Source organism: Alicyclobacillus sp. SP_1 (assembly GCF_024706985.1).
Classification (GTDB): domain Bacteria; phylum Bacillota; class Bacilli; order Alicyclobacillales; family Alicyclobacillaceae; genus Alicyclobacillus_I.
This window is the reverse complement of the sequence record NZ_JAMCCX010000008.1, coordinates 1-14620: the sequence shown is the minus strand read 5'-3', so window position 1 is coordinate 14620 and position 14620 is coordinate 1. Positions and strand designations below refer to the sequence as shown.

Genomic DNA, 14620 nt, shown 5'->3' with positions numbered 1-14620 from the left:
ACGCCTCCTCTAGGGTCTAACGTTTTTCGCGGACGACTACAACATGAGCGGCAGCACGTTCCCTACAGCGTTGACCGCTTCGTTCAAGGCTCCTGAAGAGGTGGTTTCAAAGTGACAGACACCGTCTCTCCCGAATGAACGACGGACCCTGCTGGCACCGACTGTGTTGCCACAAACCCACTACCGTGCAGGGCCGGTGTGAGTTGGTACGCTTCGAGCAAAGACAACACCTGCCCCATGGTCAAACCTTTCAAATTGGGCATTTTGACCGTTTTCGCTGGTTGCGACATCCAAACATACACTGGCATGTTGGTGGACAGACTGTCTCCCGGTGCAGGCCACTGACGAACAACGGTTTGACCCGTCCCATTTTGAATGACATTTGCACCTGTACTCTTCGCCCAGTAGTCGAGTGTGGACAGGGAATCCCCGACTAAGCTCGGCAGGCTCTCCACATACGAGGTCGGCGTTGGCGGCTTCATCAGGGCCGCTTCTTCTTTCTGCGCTACCGAACCGTGCGGCGCAATGTGATAGTACTCCATGATGTCTTTCAATACGGCACGTGCAATCGGGGTGGCCGTCGTACTACCCCACGTATCGTTAACTGGGAGTTTAGGCCAATCGACGTAGCAATAGACGACAACTTTCGGGTCCCACTCGGGAGCGAATCCAATGAAGGACGTCAAGAAGCGAGAGCTGTAGAATTTACCCGTTTTAGGGTTGACCACCTGAGCAGTACCCGTCTTGCCAGCGACATCGTACCCTTTGATATAGGCAGCATTGTCAATTCCTTGGGACACGTCAAGCACCATCGTTTGACGAATGGTTTTAAGAATGGACGGCGAAATGAAATGAGCTCGCCGAATGTGCGGACGAATGCGCTGAATGACCTTTCCGTCTGGAGAGAGAATCGCTTTGACCACATATGGTCGGTAGAGTGTCCCCCCGTTCGCGATGGCAGACGTGGAGTCCACCAACTGAAGCGGAGTGACGGCAATACCCTGGCCAAATCCGGTCGTGGCCAACTCCAGTTCCCCTTGTTTGGCATGTTCATCCGACTTTGGAAAGAGAATTGAAGTTGCCTCGTCCGGGAGGTCGATACCCGTTGGTTTGGTCATGCCGAAGAGGCGCAGATAGTGCATGAGATTGTGCCAACCCGTCGCCATTGCGATTCTCGCAAAACCCACGTTACTGGAGTATTCTAGAGCCTTCCTATAGGTAATGCGGCCCCATCCCCAATAATTCCAGTCGTGAATGGTTCGACCATCAATCGTGATTTGCCCAGACATATACTTTTGGTTGAGATTGATAGCATGCACCGCCAGGGCCGCCGACAAAACGACCAATTTGAAGGTCGATCCCGGTTCAAACGAGGCAGACACTGCCCAATTCTGGTCCAATGCTGCCGGTGGTGCCGTCCAGTAGTGATTCGGATTGAAGTTTGGCCGACTGGACATCGCCAAAATGGCTCCGTTGTATGGGTCCATAACAATCAGGGCGGCATGCGCCGGATGCACCTGATTATCCAACTTGTTCATCTCTTCGTCGACGAATCCTTGAATGGTGGGGTTAATGGTCAACTCCACAGAATCGCCGGGCTTCGCTGCTTGAATGGTTTTCATGGTCCCTGGCAATGGAAACCCCGAAGCGTCCTGCTTATACGTCAGAATTCCAGGAGTGCCCTCCAGAACTTTATTGTAACTCGACTCCACCCCCATGACGCCCTGTCCATTCGGTCCGACATAGCCAATGGTCGCGGCCGCAAACCGTCCAAATGGATAGACCCGCTCTTCCGTCGTTGTAAACGTGAAGTCGTTGATGTGTGGTGTGTTTTGATAGTCTTTTTGCAATGCTTCCTTGACCGTCGCCAACACAGGGCGCGGCCACTGAATCCACTTGTCATTCTCGTCGACAAGACCAGCAATCGACGAGACCGGCAGTTTCATCGCAGCCGAGAGATTTTGGGCCAGTGCCTCACGGTTTCGAAAGTTAGAGACCTTTATGTCCATCACATACGCCGGAACATCGTATGCGACTGGATGTCCCGTGTCATCCAAAATCGAACCTCGCGGCGCCAGAATGGTTTTGTGAACGTCTTGAATCTTTGCCGCCGCTTTCAATAAGCTCGGCCCAAGCGTCGTCTGAATGTCCAAAATGCGCCAACCGACCAGACAGAGTGTGCCAATCCCCACTGCCTGAATCAAAAGAACTCTCTTTTTATGGCGACTGGGGCGGTTTTTTGCCTGCGTCGACTGCGAACGCGTTGGTGTCTTCCGCTTCAATCCATCCCATCCTTACTCTGTTCCCCGGCATGTCCTCATGCATGCCTGGTGAAACATCCCCTGATTCGCATGATGGCACCGTACCAGCCTTAATGAACGCCAAGTCCATAGTGGTACACCATCGTACCGCCGAGATGCCCCGTGATGGTGACCATGACCGCAGCAGCGATGCTGAACAAAAGGGACAGCCAGGAAATGCGGTCCTGACGGCGGGCCAATACCCACTGTAGCCCAAGTGCTACGACGAGCAATACCCCTGTCAGTTCTCCATCGCGGCGGTGAACTGGCAGCATTTGTGCGGCACTGTGCGAGATATGCGTAAGGTAAGATTCGCTAATCACTCCAGCAAACCCTGCTGCAATGGTCGCTAAAATCGAGAGGATGAGGAGATAGACATAAGAGCGAGCAAAAAAACGGTCGCCTCGCCGAAACACGCCAATGACCCCCGCCAATAAACTCAGATAATTGATGGCAATCGTGAAATGAACCACCATAGGATGAATGGTGGCCGGAAAAAGGTGCTCAATGGACGTCAGCATGTTGTCCTCCCTGTGTGTCCCGCACTTCGACGAAAAGTCTCGGAATGCGCGATGTTGGATGATTGAGCGCACCCGGTAGCATTCCGGATGCGCTTTTACCAACGGCAGTATAGGACAAAGACGTACGGCTGAGGTCAAGAACTTGTGAAGAAAACGATGATGCCTTGCTTCTTCGGTCCTCGGACTCCACAGACGTCCGCATCGGCGTTTGACAAAATTCGTTGCTTTCCGAGCTTACAATTCGCCGAGAGACTTGTTCAAATTCGCCATTTCAATTGCGGCAACGGCTGCTTCCCAGCCCTTGTTTCCAGCCTTGGTCCCGGCGCGCTCGATGGCCTGTTCAATCGTGTCGGTTGTCAAAACCCCAAAAATCGCTGGGGTTGTCCCTTTCATACTGATGGCGGCAACGCCTTTAGCAACCTCCGCAGACACGTAATCAAAATGCGGCGTGGCTCCGCGAATGACCGCACCCAATGTCACCACAGCATCATACCGACCTGTCTCCGCGAGCCGCCGTGCCACAAATGGGATTTCGAATGCCCCAGGCGCATAGGCCACGTGAATTCGACTATCGTCCACCCCATGACGTTGGAACGCGTCGAGTGCCCCACTCAGCAATTTGCTCGTAATGAACTCGTTAAACCGCCCGACGACGATGGCGAACGACAGGCCGTGGCCAACCAGATGTCCTTCCAGAGTCTTGATTTCCATACGTCTCTCTCCCCCTCATCACAATTGCAGCAAATGACCCAATTTGTCTCTCTTTGTCTCCAAGTAGGACAAGTTGTGCGGGTTCCCATCCACCTGCAGAGGCACACGCTCCACGACTGCCAAGCCATGCCCTTCAATGCCTTTGACCTTACGCGGATTGTTTGTCAACAGACGCATGTTGCGCACACCCAAATCGTACAGTATCTGCGCACCAATCCCATAATCCCGCAGGTCATCAGCAAATCCGAGGCGGTGATTGGCCTCAACCGTATCCACACCAACATCCTGAAGGGCGTAGGCCCGAATCTTATTCAGCAGACCAATGCCGCGACCTTCTTGGCGCAGGTAGAGAAGCACACCACGGCCCTCCTCTGCAATTTGCTGCAGTGCCGCATGAAGTTGCGGCCCGCAGTCACAGCGCAACGAGCCGAAGGCGTCTCCTGTCAAGCACTCAGAATGGACGCGCACCAATGTAGGGCTATCATCAATATCACCCATTACCAGCGCCACATGTTCTTTGTCATCTAACTTGTTGGTGTAGATAATCGCGCGAAAGTCTCCGTAGGCTGTTGGCAACATAGCCTCAGCCTGACGTTCCACCAACTTCTCAGCGCGCTTTCGATAGGCTATCAAATCGGCTATCGAAAGGACTTTGACCCCTAGTTCTTCCGACAACTTGAGCAGTTCCGGCAGACGGGCCATGGTCCCGTCGTCATTGAGAATTTCACAGATGACGCCAACCGGAGGAGCACCCGCGAGCTTAGCGAGATCGACCGCAGCCTCTGTGTGACCCGCCCGGCGCAACACACCCCCTTCTTTTGCGACCAAGGGAAAGATGTGGCCTGGCCGCCGAAAGTGCTCCGGCTTGGCGTCAGCCGAGACAATCGCAGCAATCGTCTGCGCGCGCTCATGAGCGGAAATGCCGGTACGCGTATGAGCCTCGTCCACGGAGATGGTGAACGCCGTTCCGTGAACGTCCGTATTGTTCGCCACCATGGCCGAAAAACCGAGAGCTTCTGCACGGTCCGGAGTTATCGGTACGCAGAGAAGTCCGCGCCCGCGCGTAATCATCAAATTGACCATCGAAGCATCGGCAAACTCGCCGAGCACCACAAAATCGCCTTCATTTTCGCGGTCTTCGTCATCCACCACTATAACTGGCCGGCCCGAGCGCAGGTCAACCAGTGCCTCTTCAATCGTAGACAGCATCGTGCATCCCCCGCATCATCCAAGATATCCGTGTTCAGCCAGCAACTCGCGACTCACCCCAGAACGTGCACCTGAAGGACGTTCGGTCGCCAACGCACGCATCCATTTTTCCGCATACTTCGCAAGCACATCGCACTCCAAATTCACCTGTCTGCCCGGTGTCGCACTGCCCAGCAACGTGACCTGGCCCGTGTGAGGAATAACCGACACCTGAAACTGACCATCCTTCACATCCATCACCGTCAAAGACACGCCGTCCACGCAAATCGACCCTTTTTCGACCACATAGCGCAACAGGCTCTCGTCTGCGGCGATGGACAGGACCACGGCCGTGCCGTCTTGGCGCGCAAACACCACGGTTCCAAGTCCGTCCACGTGCCCGGACACCATGTGCCCACCGAGCCTACCGCCAACAGCGACCGCGCGCTCCACATGAACCGCGTCGCCCCGACGAAGGCTGCCAAGCGTGGTCCGGCGCATGGTCTCCGGCACCGCTTCCACCACGAACGAGTGCGCATCGTGCCGGACGACCGTCAAACACACTCCATTGACCGCGATGGAGTCACCCACGTGCACATCCGCAAGAACCACCGCCGCCGCCAGTTGGATGGTCGATCCCGCTGCACTCGTCCGAATGTCTTCTACTCTCGCGAGTTCTTCCACGAGTCCCGTAAACATCTACTCGCCCCTTTCCAGAACGCGCCCTTCCACCAAAAAATCATCCCCGACTCGGCGCCACTCCACGTCTGTGAGTTGCAGCGCCTCATCCATGTGTTGCGTGACGGGCGCACCCTGCAGCATGGGCAGACCGGACAGCAGCAACTTCGGCGCGTAAAAGAGCGCCACTCTCTGCACTCGGCCCAGTTGCAAAAACGAGGAAGCCAGCGTGGGTCCCGTTTCAAGCAACACGGACCACAGATTCATACGCGCCAGCTGGCAGAGGACCGCATCCAGGTCCAGCCCGGAAGCGGCGGTCTGCACGGGCCGAACCTCTACATGCCCGGCCTTCTCAAGCTCCAATACCTGCTCCTTCTTCGCTGCCACTGCGGCCGGGCTCGCGAAAATCACCGTTCTTCCCGGCGCACCAAGCAACTTGGCCGTCGCTGGCGTGCGTAAATGCGTGTCGAGCACCACCCGCACAGGTTGCCGCTCACTCGCCTCCGGCACGTGGTCTGGCCCGCGTATCGTCAACTCCGGGTTGTCCGCCAACAGCGTCCCAACACCCGTCACAATCGCAGCCACTTGCCGGCGCAAAGCCTGCACTTCCGCCCTAGCGGCTGAACCTGTAACCCACTGACTTTGCCCCGAATCGGCGGCCAGGCGCCCATCCAGAGTCACTGCCGACTTCCACAACACGTGCGGTAACCCAGTTCGCTTGAAGAACAGGTACGGCTCATTCAATCGCTCGCTGGCAGCTGCCAAGACCCCGACCACAACGTCTATGCCTGCCGACCGCAACCGATCGACCCCACGACCTGCCACGCGCACATCGGGATCGACCAAAGCTATAACGACTCTCGCAACTCCGGCTGCAATCAGTGCGTCTGCACAGGGCGGCGTGCGTCCGTGATGGCTACATGGCTCTAAGGTCACATATGCGGTCGATCCCGCTGCGGCCTCTCCAGCCTCGGCCAAGGCATGAATTTCGGCATGTGGCCCGCCTGCTTTCAAATGAGCGCCCTGTCCCACCACTCGTCCATCCCGCACGAGTACGCAGCCCACCGCCGGATTTGGGTACGTCTGTCCAATCCCCGCGCGCGCCAGCAAAATTGCCTGCTCCATATACGCTTCATCCGTCGTCGACAAGGCTCGTCTGTGACGCCAGGAATCTTCGCAAAAGGAGGATGGGGTCATTGTCTCCACCGCGGTGCCACCTCGTTCCTTCCGGTTCACTCCGTGTGTCAGCATGTCACCAGACTCCGGAGCAAACCCATTGAACTACTGCTCGTTGCAAATAACCAACACAACCGGGAGTCTGTGAGGCCATCGAAAATCCACACAAAAAAACCCGCATAGGCAATCCTAGGGGGCTTTTGTCAGACATGACACCTTAGGCACAGCGAATGGCTGCACCTGACTCCTTCTTTCATCCGGACTATACCGTCGGTACTGGAATTTCACCAGTTCATGTCTCAGTCCGTCCAGCCATCGCCGACACGAACTTCCGACTCGTGGACTCCAGTTGCAGCGTCTGCATCTGTCACCACCGATCGGGAATTGGTTTGTCTACACCCAGCACACACTCTGCGTTCTTGCCGCCCATGCGCGGACTGCTGACGCACCTCACCCTGCCCCGAAGGAACTATTCAATTGTAAGCATCCTTACAGTGACAAGTATACGCTCGATTTCCTTGTATCACAAGAGGCCAACGCATGCTCTGCAAGATGCATGCTGCCCAAGTAGAAGAGAGCGCTACTTTCGCCTTCTACCCATGCGCTCTGTCCGCCTTCCTCGTCTCATGAGACAGAAACAAGATTCGCAAAAAACGACACTTGCTGACAAAAAAGTGGCTCACCGGATGGGTGGGCCAAAATAGAGGTAAAGGGTTACTGGTAAAGTACCACACTTAGTAGAGAAAAATCAAAGGGTACAGCCGCCTTGGGACAAAAAACTTTGTCCAATGTGTCAACCTTTCCGGTCGACGGTGTGGAACACGCGCTGAAATCTTGTTCTCATGAGGTTTCCGATGCGGTGCTTTGAGCCATCCACACGCGTCAGACTCGGCTTTTCCGCGGTATGACCACAGGCTCTCCCTGGTAGAGAACTTTAGAATACGGCTCGACAGACGCGGTTACCCAAGCGTTGCTGCCAATGACGCTGTGATGCCCGATGACTGTCTCGCCGCCGAGCACGGTAGCATTGGCGTAAAGCACGGCGTAATCCTCCACAGTCGGATGGCGCTTGGTCTGGCGGTCCATCGCACCGACTTCGTCACGCGGGAAATAGAGCGCGCCAAGAGTGACCCCTTGATAAATTTTAACGTGACTCCCCACCACGGCCGTCTCGCCTACAACAATACCGGTGCCGTGGTCAATCATGATGCTACGGCCAATTTTGGCACCTGGATGGAGGTCGACCCCTGTCAGTCGATGCCCGTACTCCGTCATCATGCGCGGCAAAAGTGGAATATCGAGTCCGACCATAACATGCGCGGTGCGGTAAATAGTCAACGCAAGTAAGCCAGGGTAAGTCAGGATGATCTCGTCGTAGCCGGACGCAGCGGGATCTCCATGATGGGTCTCCACCACATCTTCATACAACATCTCTTGAAGAAGTGGCATCTGCTCGATGACGGTGGCCGCCTTCTCCTCTGCGGCGCGGCGCGTCTCTTCTGAACCTTCCTTGTCATAACACTGTCGGTACAAGGCGCGATGAATTTGGCCCGACAGTAAGACAAACAGTTCCTCTAACGCAGGCTTCACCTCGCCCATCGCCGTTCCGGCATGGTGTGGAAAATAATTTGGCAAGAGCGCACTGCGCAGGGCTTTTACCATGCGATTGATAGCCTCTGGCTCGGGATGGCACGCGCATCCTTGAAAGACGCGCATGCTGTGACTGGTCAATTCTTGTGCAATGCGGTCCATGTTGCGCACAAAATTCACTCCCAGCATAATTTGACACTCTTCTTCGTGCAGGTGTAGAGTCCAATGGGGCGCCTTGATTTGTCCGCACAGACCATCGCAGAAGCCTCAACTCCAGTATACAGAGTGCCCCGCATCCTGACAAAAGAATGGACCGATGGGAACTGAAAAGGAGGCATTATCCGATGAACTATGAAGAGTATCTACAAACTCACGAGGCAGAACACCTCGCAGAACTGTTTGAACTATTGCGCTTTCCGAGCATTTCAGCTCTGTCCGGACACAAAGCCGATATCCTGCAGACGGCTGAGTACCTGCGCACTCAGCTCGAGCAACTCGGATTTTCCCGCGCCGAATTGCTGCCAACGCGTGGCAACCCAGTCGTTTACGCAGAGTGGATGGGCGCGGTCGGCAAGCCGACTGTCTTAGTCTACGGCCATTATGACGTACAGCCAGTCGATCCGCTCGAGCTCTGGACGACTCCGCCGTTCGAACCGACCATCCGCGACGGTAAAATCTATGCCCGCGGAGCAAGCGACGACAAAGGCCAAGTCTTCATGCACCTGAAAGCTCTACAAGCGCTGCTCGTGACCGACGGTAGCCTACCGGTCAACATCAAATTTTGCATCGAAGGTGAAGAGGAAATAGGCAGTGCGCATCTGCCTGAATTTCTTGAGCAAAACGCCGAACGCTTTGCGGCGGATGTTTTGCTCATCTCGGACACCGGGATGCTCGGGCCAAACCAGCCCACCATCTGTTATGGCCTGCGCGGCTTAGCAGCAGTACAAATCGACGTGACCACAGCGAACAGCGATTTACACAGTGGACTGTTTGGCGGTGCTGTGCCCAATGCGGTACATGCTCTTGTCGAGTTGCTCGGTACCCTGCATGACACCGACGGGCGCGTTCTTGTGGATGGATTTTATGACCAAGTGGCTGACGTATCACCGGAAGAACGCGCGGAGTTTCACGCCCTAGACCACAATGATGAAACCTATCGCAACGCACTCGGATTGTCCGCACTGCACGGCGAACCTGGATACAGTACTTTGGAACGACTGTGGGTCCGCCCCACATTAGAAATCAACGGTATCTATGGTGGGTTTCAAGGTGAAGGGACCAAGACGGTTATTCCTCGGGAAGCTCACGCAAAAATCACCTGCCGACTGGTACCCAATCAAAATCCGGAAGACATACTCCGCCGCCTCGAGGACCATGTGAAGCAGCATGCACCAACTGGCGCGAAAATATCGATAACACGTCACGACTCTGGGCACCCATATGTCACGCCATTCACTCATCCAGCCATTCAATTGGCGGCTAAAGCATATGAACAAGCATACGGCGTGACTGCAAGCTTCACGCGAGGCGGTGGCTCCATTCCAATCGTGGAAGTCTTTGACCGCCTGTTGCACATTCCGGTCGTACTGATGGGGTTTGCCTTACCCGACGAAAACTTTCATGCGCCGAATGAGCACTTTTCAATCGAAAATTTCCGCTTGGGGATGCGAACCCTCTGCCACTATTACCTCGGTCTTCCTAACGCATTGGCAGACTAATCTTGTCTAGAGCCTGCCGATGTAGGCGAGGTCCTTTCGTAAGCGCCTCGCCTCAAGGTGTCTTCGCACACGCCGCAACACCGAATAAGACAGGTCTCGCAGCCAATATCTGCGGTGACCTGCCTTTTATCTTTGCTTTCTTAATCCTATACTACCCACCCTGCACAAAGCAGAACACGCGCTCCTCGCTCCTGCAAAGCCCTCAAAGCACGTCCTTTTGCTCTCTCGCGCGCACTGGATGTCAGCGCTCAAATTGTCGGATAATCTCGTCCTCCACGTACGGATTCAGCACCCGCAAATGAGTCCCCTTCATTCCCAGTGAACGACTTTCCATCGTTCCTGCACTTTCCAATTTGCGAATGCTGTTGACAATCACCGAACGGGTCACGCCATGCTCATCAGCAATCTGACTGCTGACGACGATACCATCCGAAGACTCGCGTACCGCATCCAACAAGTATTTCGCAGCCTGCAACTCCGAGAACGAGAGAGACTCCACCGCCAAATGCGCGAGCGCTCTCTGACGACTTTCTTCCTCTTTTCGCTGTTGACGGGAATGCACGACTTCTAGAGCGACAATGGAAGCGCTGTATTCGGCAAGCACCATATCATCTTCATTGAACGGTTGCGATGCTCGAGCGAAAACGAGCGTTCCTTGACGCTCTCGCGCTCCACTGACTGGAGCAACAGCGATATATTTCGACCGAAAGCTTTCATTCTCTTCAGGGGAAAAGACATAAAACGGCTCTTTGTCTTCTAAGTTGGCAATCGTCTGCTCAATTCTCAGAAGATGTTTATTGAAGTCTCCGGGAAACCTTTGCTCCCGTGTCATGATGTCCAGCCATTCTTCGGTCAGAGCATGCTCTGCCACGCCGTATCCCAATATTTTCCCTTTGCGGCCAACAATGTACACATTGCTCACCATAACCTTGCTCAAAAACTCTGCGACTTCGTGAAAATCCACTTGGTCGTTGGACGACCGCAACAGCTTGCCCAGTTCCTGCACCTTATCCAGAAGGCTCATTCTTCGTCTCCTACCTTAATGTGAGTGATTGACCGCCACAAGGAATCGACTGTAGAAAAATGTCTTGCAACAGCTCGTCTCCCCGTAAACCGTCCATGGATACCTCAAAATCTCAGAAAATGTTGAATCCACCCGAATAGCTTACCACATAATATGAAGAAACGCTTCAAATTTGTCGAATAGGCTCGACTCATTGAAAATGCCAGACCTTATAACACCGCTCAGCCCGCTTACCCGAGTCCATGAATCACTCCACAGCCTCCGGATCAAACTTGACAATGCGAACAAAGTTAATCAACCCACTCAGCATAAAGTGCTGACGAATCTCCGCGTCTTGCACCTGTGGATTCTCCAAGGCCCGAATCATCATGGGATTGCTACGGGCTGCCGCAGCTCCTAACGAGACAAATGTGTCTCTTTGCAGTCTCGTGATACCCTGGTCATGACAGTATTGCATCGCCGTCCATGCATTCATCTTTTGCGACGGGTTGATGAGAATAAGGCGACCTCCTGGTTTGAGTACGCGCATCATTTCGGTGATCGCCTTTTCAGGTTCCGGCAATGTAAATAATAGATTCACACAAAAAATGGCTGTAAATTTATTGTCGACAAAAGGAAGGTCAAACACATCTGCGACCAAACAGCGCACGTTGTCAATTTTGCAAGTCTGTGCGTTGTAACGAGCCCGTTCGACCATGCGCGGGGACTTGTCTGCTAGATAGGTGATGTCTGACCGATGAGCGAGATATAGCCCTAGCCATCCCGCGCCACATCCAATATCGAGTGCCTCATCTCCATCTCGCAGGCTCGCCATATGGAGCGATGTCATCTGTAATTCACGGTGCCAGTCTGCCTGTTCCAAAACATCAAAAAAATCAACTGGGTCTGCAATGAATTCAATGCGTTCACGACCCCATCTATCAATCATCGCTCTATCCCCATACCATCCGCCTCTCTGCGGACGTCATATTTTCGTTGACTGTTTCTCACTCTTCTTCGGCTAACTTTCTCAACATGTCCATATAGCCATCGGAACCGTAATGAAGGCATCGCTTGACGCGACTGATAGTGGCTGTACTCGCGCCAGTCTCTTCTTCAATCTGATGATACGTAAAACCCTTGTCTAGCATGCGTGCCACTTCCAAGCGCTGCGCCAAAGACTTGATTTCTCCAATTGTACAGAGATCATCAAAAAAGCGATAGCACTCCTCCACGGACTCCAATTTGAGAATCGCCTGAAACAAACGGTCCACATGAATATCTTGCAACTTTTCAAAAGCCATTTTGCGTCAATCCCTCAAGGAAAGATGGCACGTCCTAATTCATCCCAGCGAACCATGTACCAATCGTCCGAAAGTATCCTGTGAATGTCTGCACCAGTTCTACCGTCATCGTATCACAAGCCCAGCACATTGAGTATGGAATCCGTGGCGGAATGTGAGAAAATTCCTCACCGGTCCACTGCATCCTTTCGCGGTCGAATGAGTCACCGGTGCAACGACTCAACAATTTGAAGAAGATGGTCAATCTCTTCCACACGCTCGGCGATGAAAGCGGCGCGCGTTGGGTCTTTTTCTGCAGTTTCCATCAAGGCATTGCGACGCCTCTGTAGACTTTTGGTCACTTGGCGAATCGCATCTTCATAGCCCATCTCCGCTTCCGTTGACAAAGGTTTCTCCTCCTTGTAAAGAGTTTATCAGCGTCTCCTTGAGAAGACCAAGAAGTTCGACTTGGGCGTGGAGACCCTCCAGGACGGTAAGGTACTGAACCTCCTGTTGACGCCAGCAAGCGGCCGCAGTCTTGCGCTCCAGCCTCTCATAGAGGTAGACACGACTGGCAGCATCAACAATCCACAACCGCAAACTAGCCGGAACAATGATATTGGCATCGAGGGACACCAAACATTGCGGCTGCCGTTCGAGTCGCGATGCATCCATCGAATCCTCGATTTCATAAAGTTTCGCATGCGGTACTGCATTTTCCTGCCTGAGGAAAAGATAGTCGGAATAGACCCGCGCTGCTGGAGACTGCTCCATGGACTGAACTTCCTTTGCTAGCGCTCTATCTTTAATTCCCAGCTCCCACCTTACAAACAATTTCCACGCTCTCCGTTCTGCGCCTTGATCATCGTGATGAATTTGCAACTTCGGAAACAATTCATCCACATGACAATGCAGACGGGCGGCAAAAGCATTTGCCATCTCTTCGGTGGGAATGATGCGCCCTTTTTCAATTAAAGATACAAGACTTTGCGTGGCAATGCCGTCTGCCAACTCACTCTGGGTCAGCCCCCGCTCCTTGCGCCTGCGCTGTAATTCAGACAAAAACTCTTTTCTTCTCATGACGAACCCTCGTCCCACAGTGCGCTGAGCGAAACTTCCAAGGCCTGCGCCACTTTCGCTAACTTCACCAAGTTACTTCCACGCACTCCTGATTCAATGGCATAAATATAAGACACACTGACGCCTGCTTTCGCTGCTAACTGACGAACGCTCCATGCTCTCTCCTGCCGGTACCTCCGCACATTCTCTGCCAAATTGGACATTTCAACCACTCCATCAAATTCTACAATTGAATAAATATTAGCAGACATGGTGCCCCGATGTCGCTTGTTTTTGCTCAATTGTAAAAATATTTGACGGTACATTGGCCCGCACCCGTTTCCGGCGACTTCATGTGCACCATCCGTGGCAAATCCACTACAATAACTTCGTCACGTCCGTTCACGAGAACCATACGGGAAAGTGGGGAATTCCATGCACCATAACGACAAATTCAGCGTGAGCACCACTCTACGGGACAACCCACTGGAGTTTTACCCGCTCTCGTTTTCGCTCCTTTTGCAGATGCACACAACCTACTGTGAAGACCCCACTTGGCCGAAACAATGGGTGACACTTGAACACATCAGTGAGTGGTTTCTTGGTCTCGAGTTCGACAGAACTGCCGCTACCGCCGATGCCTTTGCGATATTCACGGGCGGTAAACTGCTCGGTTTAGCCCACATACACTTAATGCCACCCGCCCCAAATACACGGGATGGGTCAATGGCCTGCATAGAAGGCGGCACATATCTTCTGCCAGAGGCCCGTGGCAACGGGTGGAACCCAATGCTCAAGCACCGTCTGCTCCGCATCGCATTTCAAGACATGGCCGCTGACGCAACACTGTTCTTCGTGCCAATCCATCACACACAAGCTCGAAAGGCATGGGACAAACTGCCTGAGCACGGTTGTCTGCTCGAAGCACAACGTCGAGACCACACCTCCCCACCCCGCTTTCCCGAGGATTTATTCCTGCGCTATCTGCGTCGTCGGCAATTCGAGACAGGCGAAAGCTTCGCACTGTATACCGTCAACCGTCATCAATTTCAACAGGCATGGCGGTAGTGTCTCTCGCGACAATCACGCACCGTAAGACCCCATCTACAGCAATACCCTCTGCTTTCGCATGCCGCGACAATTGGAGCTTGCTCCATCTGTACACATTTGTGTACACTCATGATACGGCATGAAACGGACGTTGTCTGCAGGAGATGATGGGATTGAGTCTGGCAGAAAAGGCCAAACGCTTGCGTGAGGAGCATCATTGGACGCTCTCTCAATTGTCTGCACAAACCGGAATTTCGATGAGCCATTTAACACTACAACGCAGTAAATTTCCGCTGGACGTAGCCCGAAAAACATGATACGATTGGAGGCGGGATTCGGTTGT

The 14620-nt window shown here is 53.7% G+C and carries 16 protein-coding genes; 3 read left to right on the top strand and 13 right to left on the bottom strand.

Going from position 1 to position 14620, the window contains the following annotated elements:
* Positions 1-83: 83 nt before the first annotated feature.
* The 7 genes from M4I36_RS00735 to M4I36_RS00705 form a co-directional block, all read right to left on the bottom strand.
* Positions 84-2282, bottom strand: a complete 2199-nt coding sequence (locus M4I36_RS00735; protein ID WP_258109697.1) for a penicillin-binding transpeptidase domain-containing protein — start codon at positions 2280-2282, stop codon at positions 84-86.
* A gap of 89 nt (positions 2283-2371) precedes the next feature.
* Positions 2372-2821, bottom strand: a complete 450-nt coding sequence (locus M4I36_RS00730) for a DUF2231 domain-containing protein (RefSeq protein WP_258109696.1) — start codon at positions 2819-2821, stop codon at positions 2372-2374.
* Between the two features lie 234 nt (positions 2822-3055).
* Positions 3056-3532, bottom strand: a complete 477-nt coding sequence (ribH, locus tag M4I36_RS00725; protein ID WP_258109695.1) for a 6,7-dimethyl-8-ribityllumazine synthase — start codon at positions 3530-3532, stop codon at positions 3056-3058.
* A gap of 18 nt (positions 3533-3550) precedes the next feature.
* Complete coding sequence (locus M4I36_RS00720; RefSeq protein ID WP_258109694.1) at positions 3551-4741, bottom strand: bifunctional 3,4-dihydroxy-2-butanone-4-phosphate synthase/GTP cyclohydrolase II; 1191 nt, start codon at positions 4739-4741, stop codon at positions 3551-3553.
* 15 nt (positions 4742-4756) lie between these two features.
* Positions 4757-5419 (bottom strand): riboflavin synthase, encoded by a 663-nt coding sequence (locus M4I36_RS00715; protein ID WP_258109693.1) that lies wholly within the window; start codon positions 5417-5419, stop codon positions 4757-4759.
* Entirely contained in the window at positions 5420-6595 is a 1176-nt protein-coding gene (ribD, locus tag M4I36_RS00710) for a bifunctional diaminohydroxyphosphoribosylaminopyrimidine deaminase/5-amino-6-(5-phosphoribosylamino)uracil reductase RibD (RefSeq protein ID WP_258109773.1), read from the bottom strand.
* Positions 6596-7456: 861 nt separating this feature from the next.
* Entirely contained in the window at positions 7457-8353 is an 897-nt protein-coding gene (locus M4I36_RS00705; RefSeq protein ID WP_258109692.1) for a serine O-acetyltransferase, read from the bottom strand.
* Positions 8354-8508: 155 nt separating this feature from the next.
* On the opposite strand from M4I36_RS00705, the gene M4I36_RS00700 reads away from it, so the two are divergent.
* On the top strand, positions 8509-9882 hold the full coding sequence (locus M4I36_RS00700) for a dipeptidase (RefSeq protein WP_258109691.1): 1374 nt from the start codon (positions 8509-8511) through the stop codon (positions 9880-9882).
* 241 nt (positions 9883-10123) lie between these two features.
* On the opposite strand, the gene codY is transcribed toward M4I36_RS00700, so the two are convergent.
* From codY to M4I36_RS00670, 6 genes are all read right to left on the bottom strand, one after another.
* Positions 10124-10906 carry a GTP-sensing pleiotropic transcriptional regulator CodY gene (gene codY, locus M4I36_RS00695; protein WP_258109690.1) on the bottom strand — a complete coding sequence of 261 codons (783 nt, stop codon included), beginning with the start codon at positions 10904-10906 and terminating at the stop codon, positions 10124-10126.
* A 247-nt stretch (positions 10907-11153) separates the two neighbouring features.
* Entirely contained in the window at positions 11154-11834 is a 681-nt protein-coding gene (locus tag M4I36_RS00690) for a class I SAM-dependent methyltransferase (RefSeq protein WP_258109688.1), read from the bottom strand.
* A 58-nt stretch (positions 11835-11892) separates the two neighbouring features.
* The gene (locus tag M4I36_RS00685) at positions 11893-12189 is read right to left on the bottom strand and encodes a YerC/YecD family TrpR-related protein (RefSeq protein ID WP_258109687.1); all 297 of its coding nucleotides are present in this window, start codon (positions 12187-12189) and stop codon (positions 11893-11895) included.
* A 203-nt stretch (positions 12190-12392) separates the two neighbouring features.
* Positions 12393-12575: a hypothetical protein gene (locus M4I36_RS00680; RefSeq protein ID WP_258109686.1), complete on the bottom strand. Its 183-nt coding sequence runs from the start codon at positions 12573-12575 to the stop codon at positions 12393-12395.
* Entirely contained in the window at positions 12547-13248 is a 702-nt protein-coding gene (locus tag M4I36_RS00675; RefSeq protein ID WP_258109685.1) for a helix-turn-helix transcriptional regulator, read from the bottom strand. The genes M4I36_RS00680 and M4I36_RS00675 overlap by 29 nt, the downstream gene beginning before the upstream one ends.
* Entirely contained in the window at positions 13245-13451 is a 207-nt protein-coding gene (locus M4I36_RS00670; RefSeq protein WP_258109683.1) for a helix-turn-helix domain-containing protein, read from the bottom strand. Before M4I36_RS00670 ends, M4I36_RS00675 begins: the two co-directional genes overlap by 4 nt.
* Positions 13452-13662: 211 nt before the next feature.
* On the opposite strand from M4I36_RS00670, the gene M4I36_RS00665 reads away from it, so the two are divergent.
* The gene (locus tag M4I36_RS00665; protein ID WP_258109682.1) at positions 13663-14295 is read left to right on the top strand and encodes a GNAT family N-acetyltransferase; all 633 of its coding nucleotides are present in this window, start codon (positions 13663-13665) and stop codon (positions 14293-14295) included.
* Between the two features lie 155 nt (positions 14296-14450).
* Entirely contained in the window at positions 14451-14594 is a 144-nt protein-coding gene (locus M4I36_RS00660) for a helix-turn-helix domain-containing protein (protein WP_258109680.1), read from the top strand.
* Positions 14595-14620 lie beyond the last annotated feature (26 nt).

What these genes read in the sequence shown, in the direction of transcription:
- M4I36_RS00715 (WP_258109693.1), bottom strand. Translation starts at nt 5,419, where the DNA reads ATGTTTACGGGACTCGTGGAAGAACTCGCGAGAGTAGAAGACATTCGG.
- M4I36_RS00730 (WP_258109696.1), bottom strand. Translation starts at nt 2,821, where the DNA reads ATGCTGACGTCCATTGAGCACCTTTTTCCGGCCACCATTCATCCTATG.
- M4I36_RS00675 (WP_258109685.1), bottom strand. Translation starts at nt 13,248, where the DNA reads ATGAGAAGAAAAGAGTTTTTGTCTGAATTACAGCGCAGGCGCAAGGAG.
- M4I36_RS00705 (WP_258109692.1), bottom strand. Translation starts at nt 8,353, where the DNA reads ATGCTGGGAGTGAATTTTGTGCGCAACATGGACCGCATTGCACAAGAA.
- ribD (WP_258109773.1), bottom strand. Translation starts at nt 6,595, where the DNA reads ATGACCCCATCCTCCTTTTGCGAAGATTCCTGGCGTCACAGACGAGCC.
- M4I36_RS00720 (WP_258109694.1), bottom strand. Translation starts at nt 4,741, where the DNA reads ATGCTGTCTACGATTGAAGAGGCACTGGTTGACCTGCGCTCGGGCCGG.
- M4I36_RS00670 (WP_258109683.1), bottom strand. Translation starts at nt 13,451, where the DNA reads ATGTCCAATTTGGCAGAGAATGTGCGGAGGTACCGGCAGGAGAGAGCA.
- M4I36_RS00665 (WP_258109682.1), top strand. Translation starts at nt 13,663, where the DNA reads ATGCACCATAACGACAAATTCAGCGTGAGCACCACTCTACGGGACAAC.
- M4I36_RS00700 (WP_258109691.1), top strand. Translation starts at nt 8,509, where the DNA reads ATGAACTATGAAGAGTATCTACAAACTCACGAGGCAGAACACCTCGCA.
- ribH (WP_258109695.1), bottom strand. Translation starts at nt 3,532, where the DNA reads ATGGAAATCAAGACTCTGGAAGGACATCTGGTTGGCCACGGCCTGTCG.
- M4I36_RS00685 (WP_258109687.1), bottom strand. Translation starts at nt 12,189, where the DNA reads ATGGCTTTTGAAAAGTTGCAAGATATTCATGTGGACCGTTTGTTTCAG.
- M4I36_RS00690 (WP_258109688.1), bottom strand. Translation starts at nt 11,834, where the DNA reads ATGATTGATAGATGGGGTCGTGAACGCATTGAATTCATTGCAGACCCA.
- codY (WP_258109690.1), bottom strand. Translation starts at nt 10,906, where the DNA reads ATGAGCCTTCTGGATAAGGTGCAGGAACTGGGCAAGCTGTTGCGGTCG.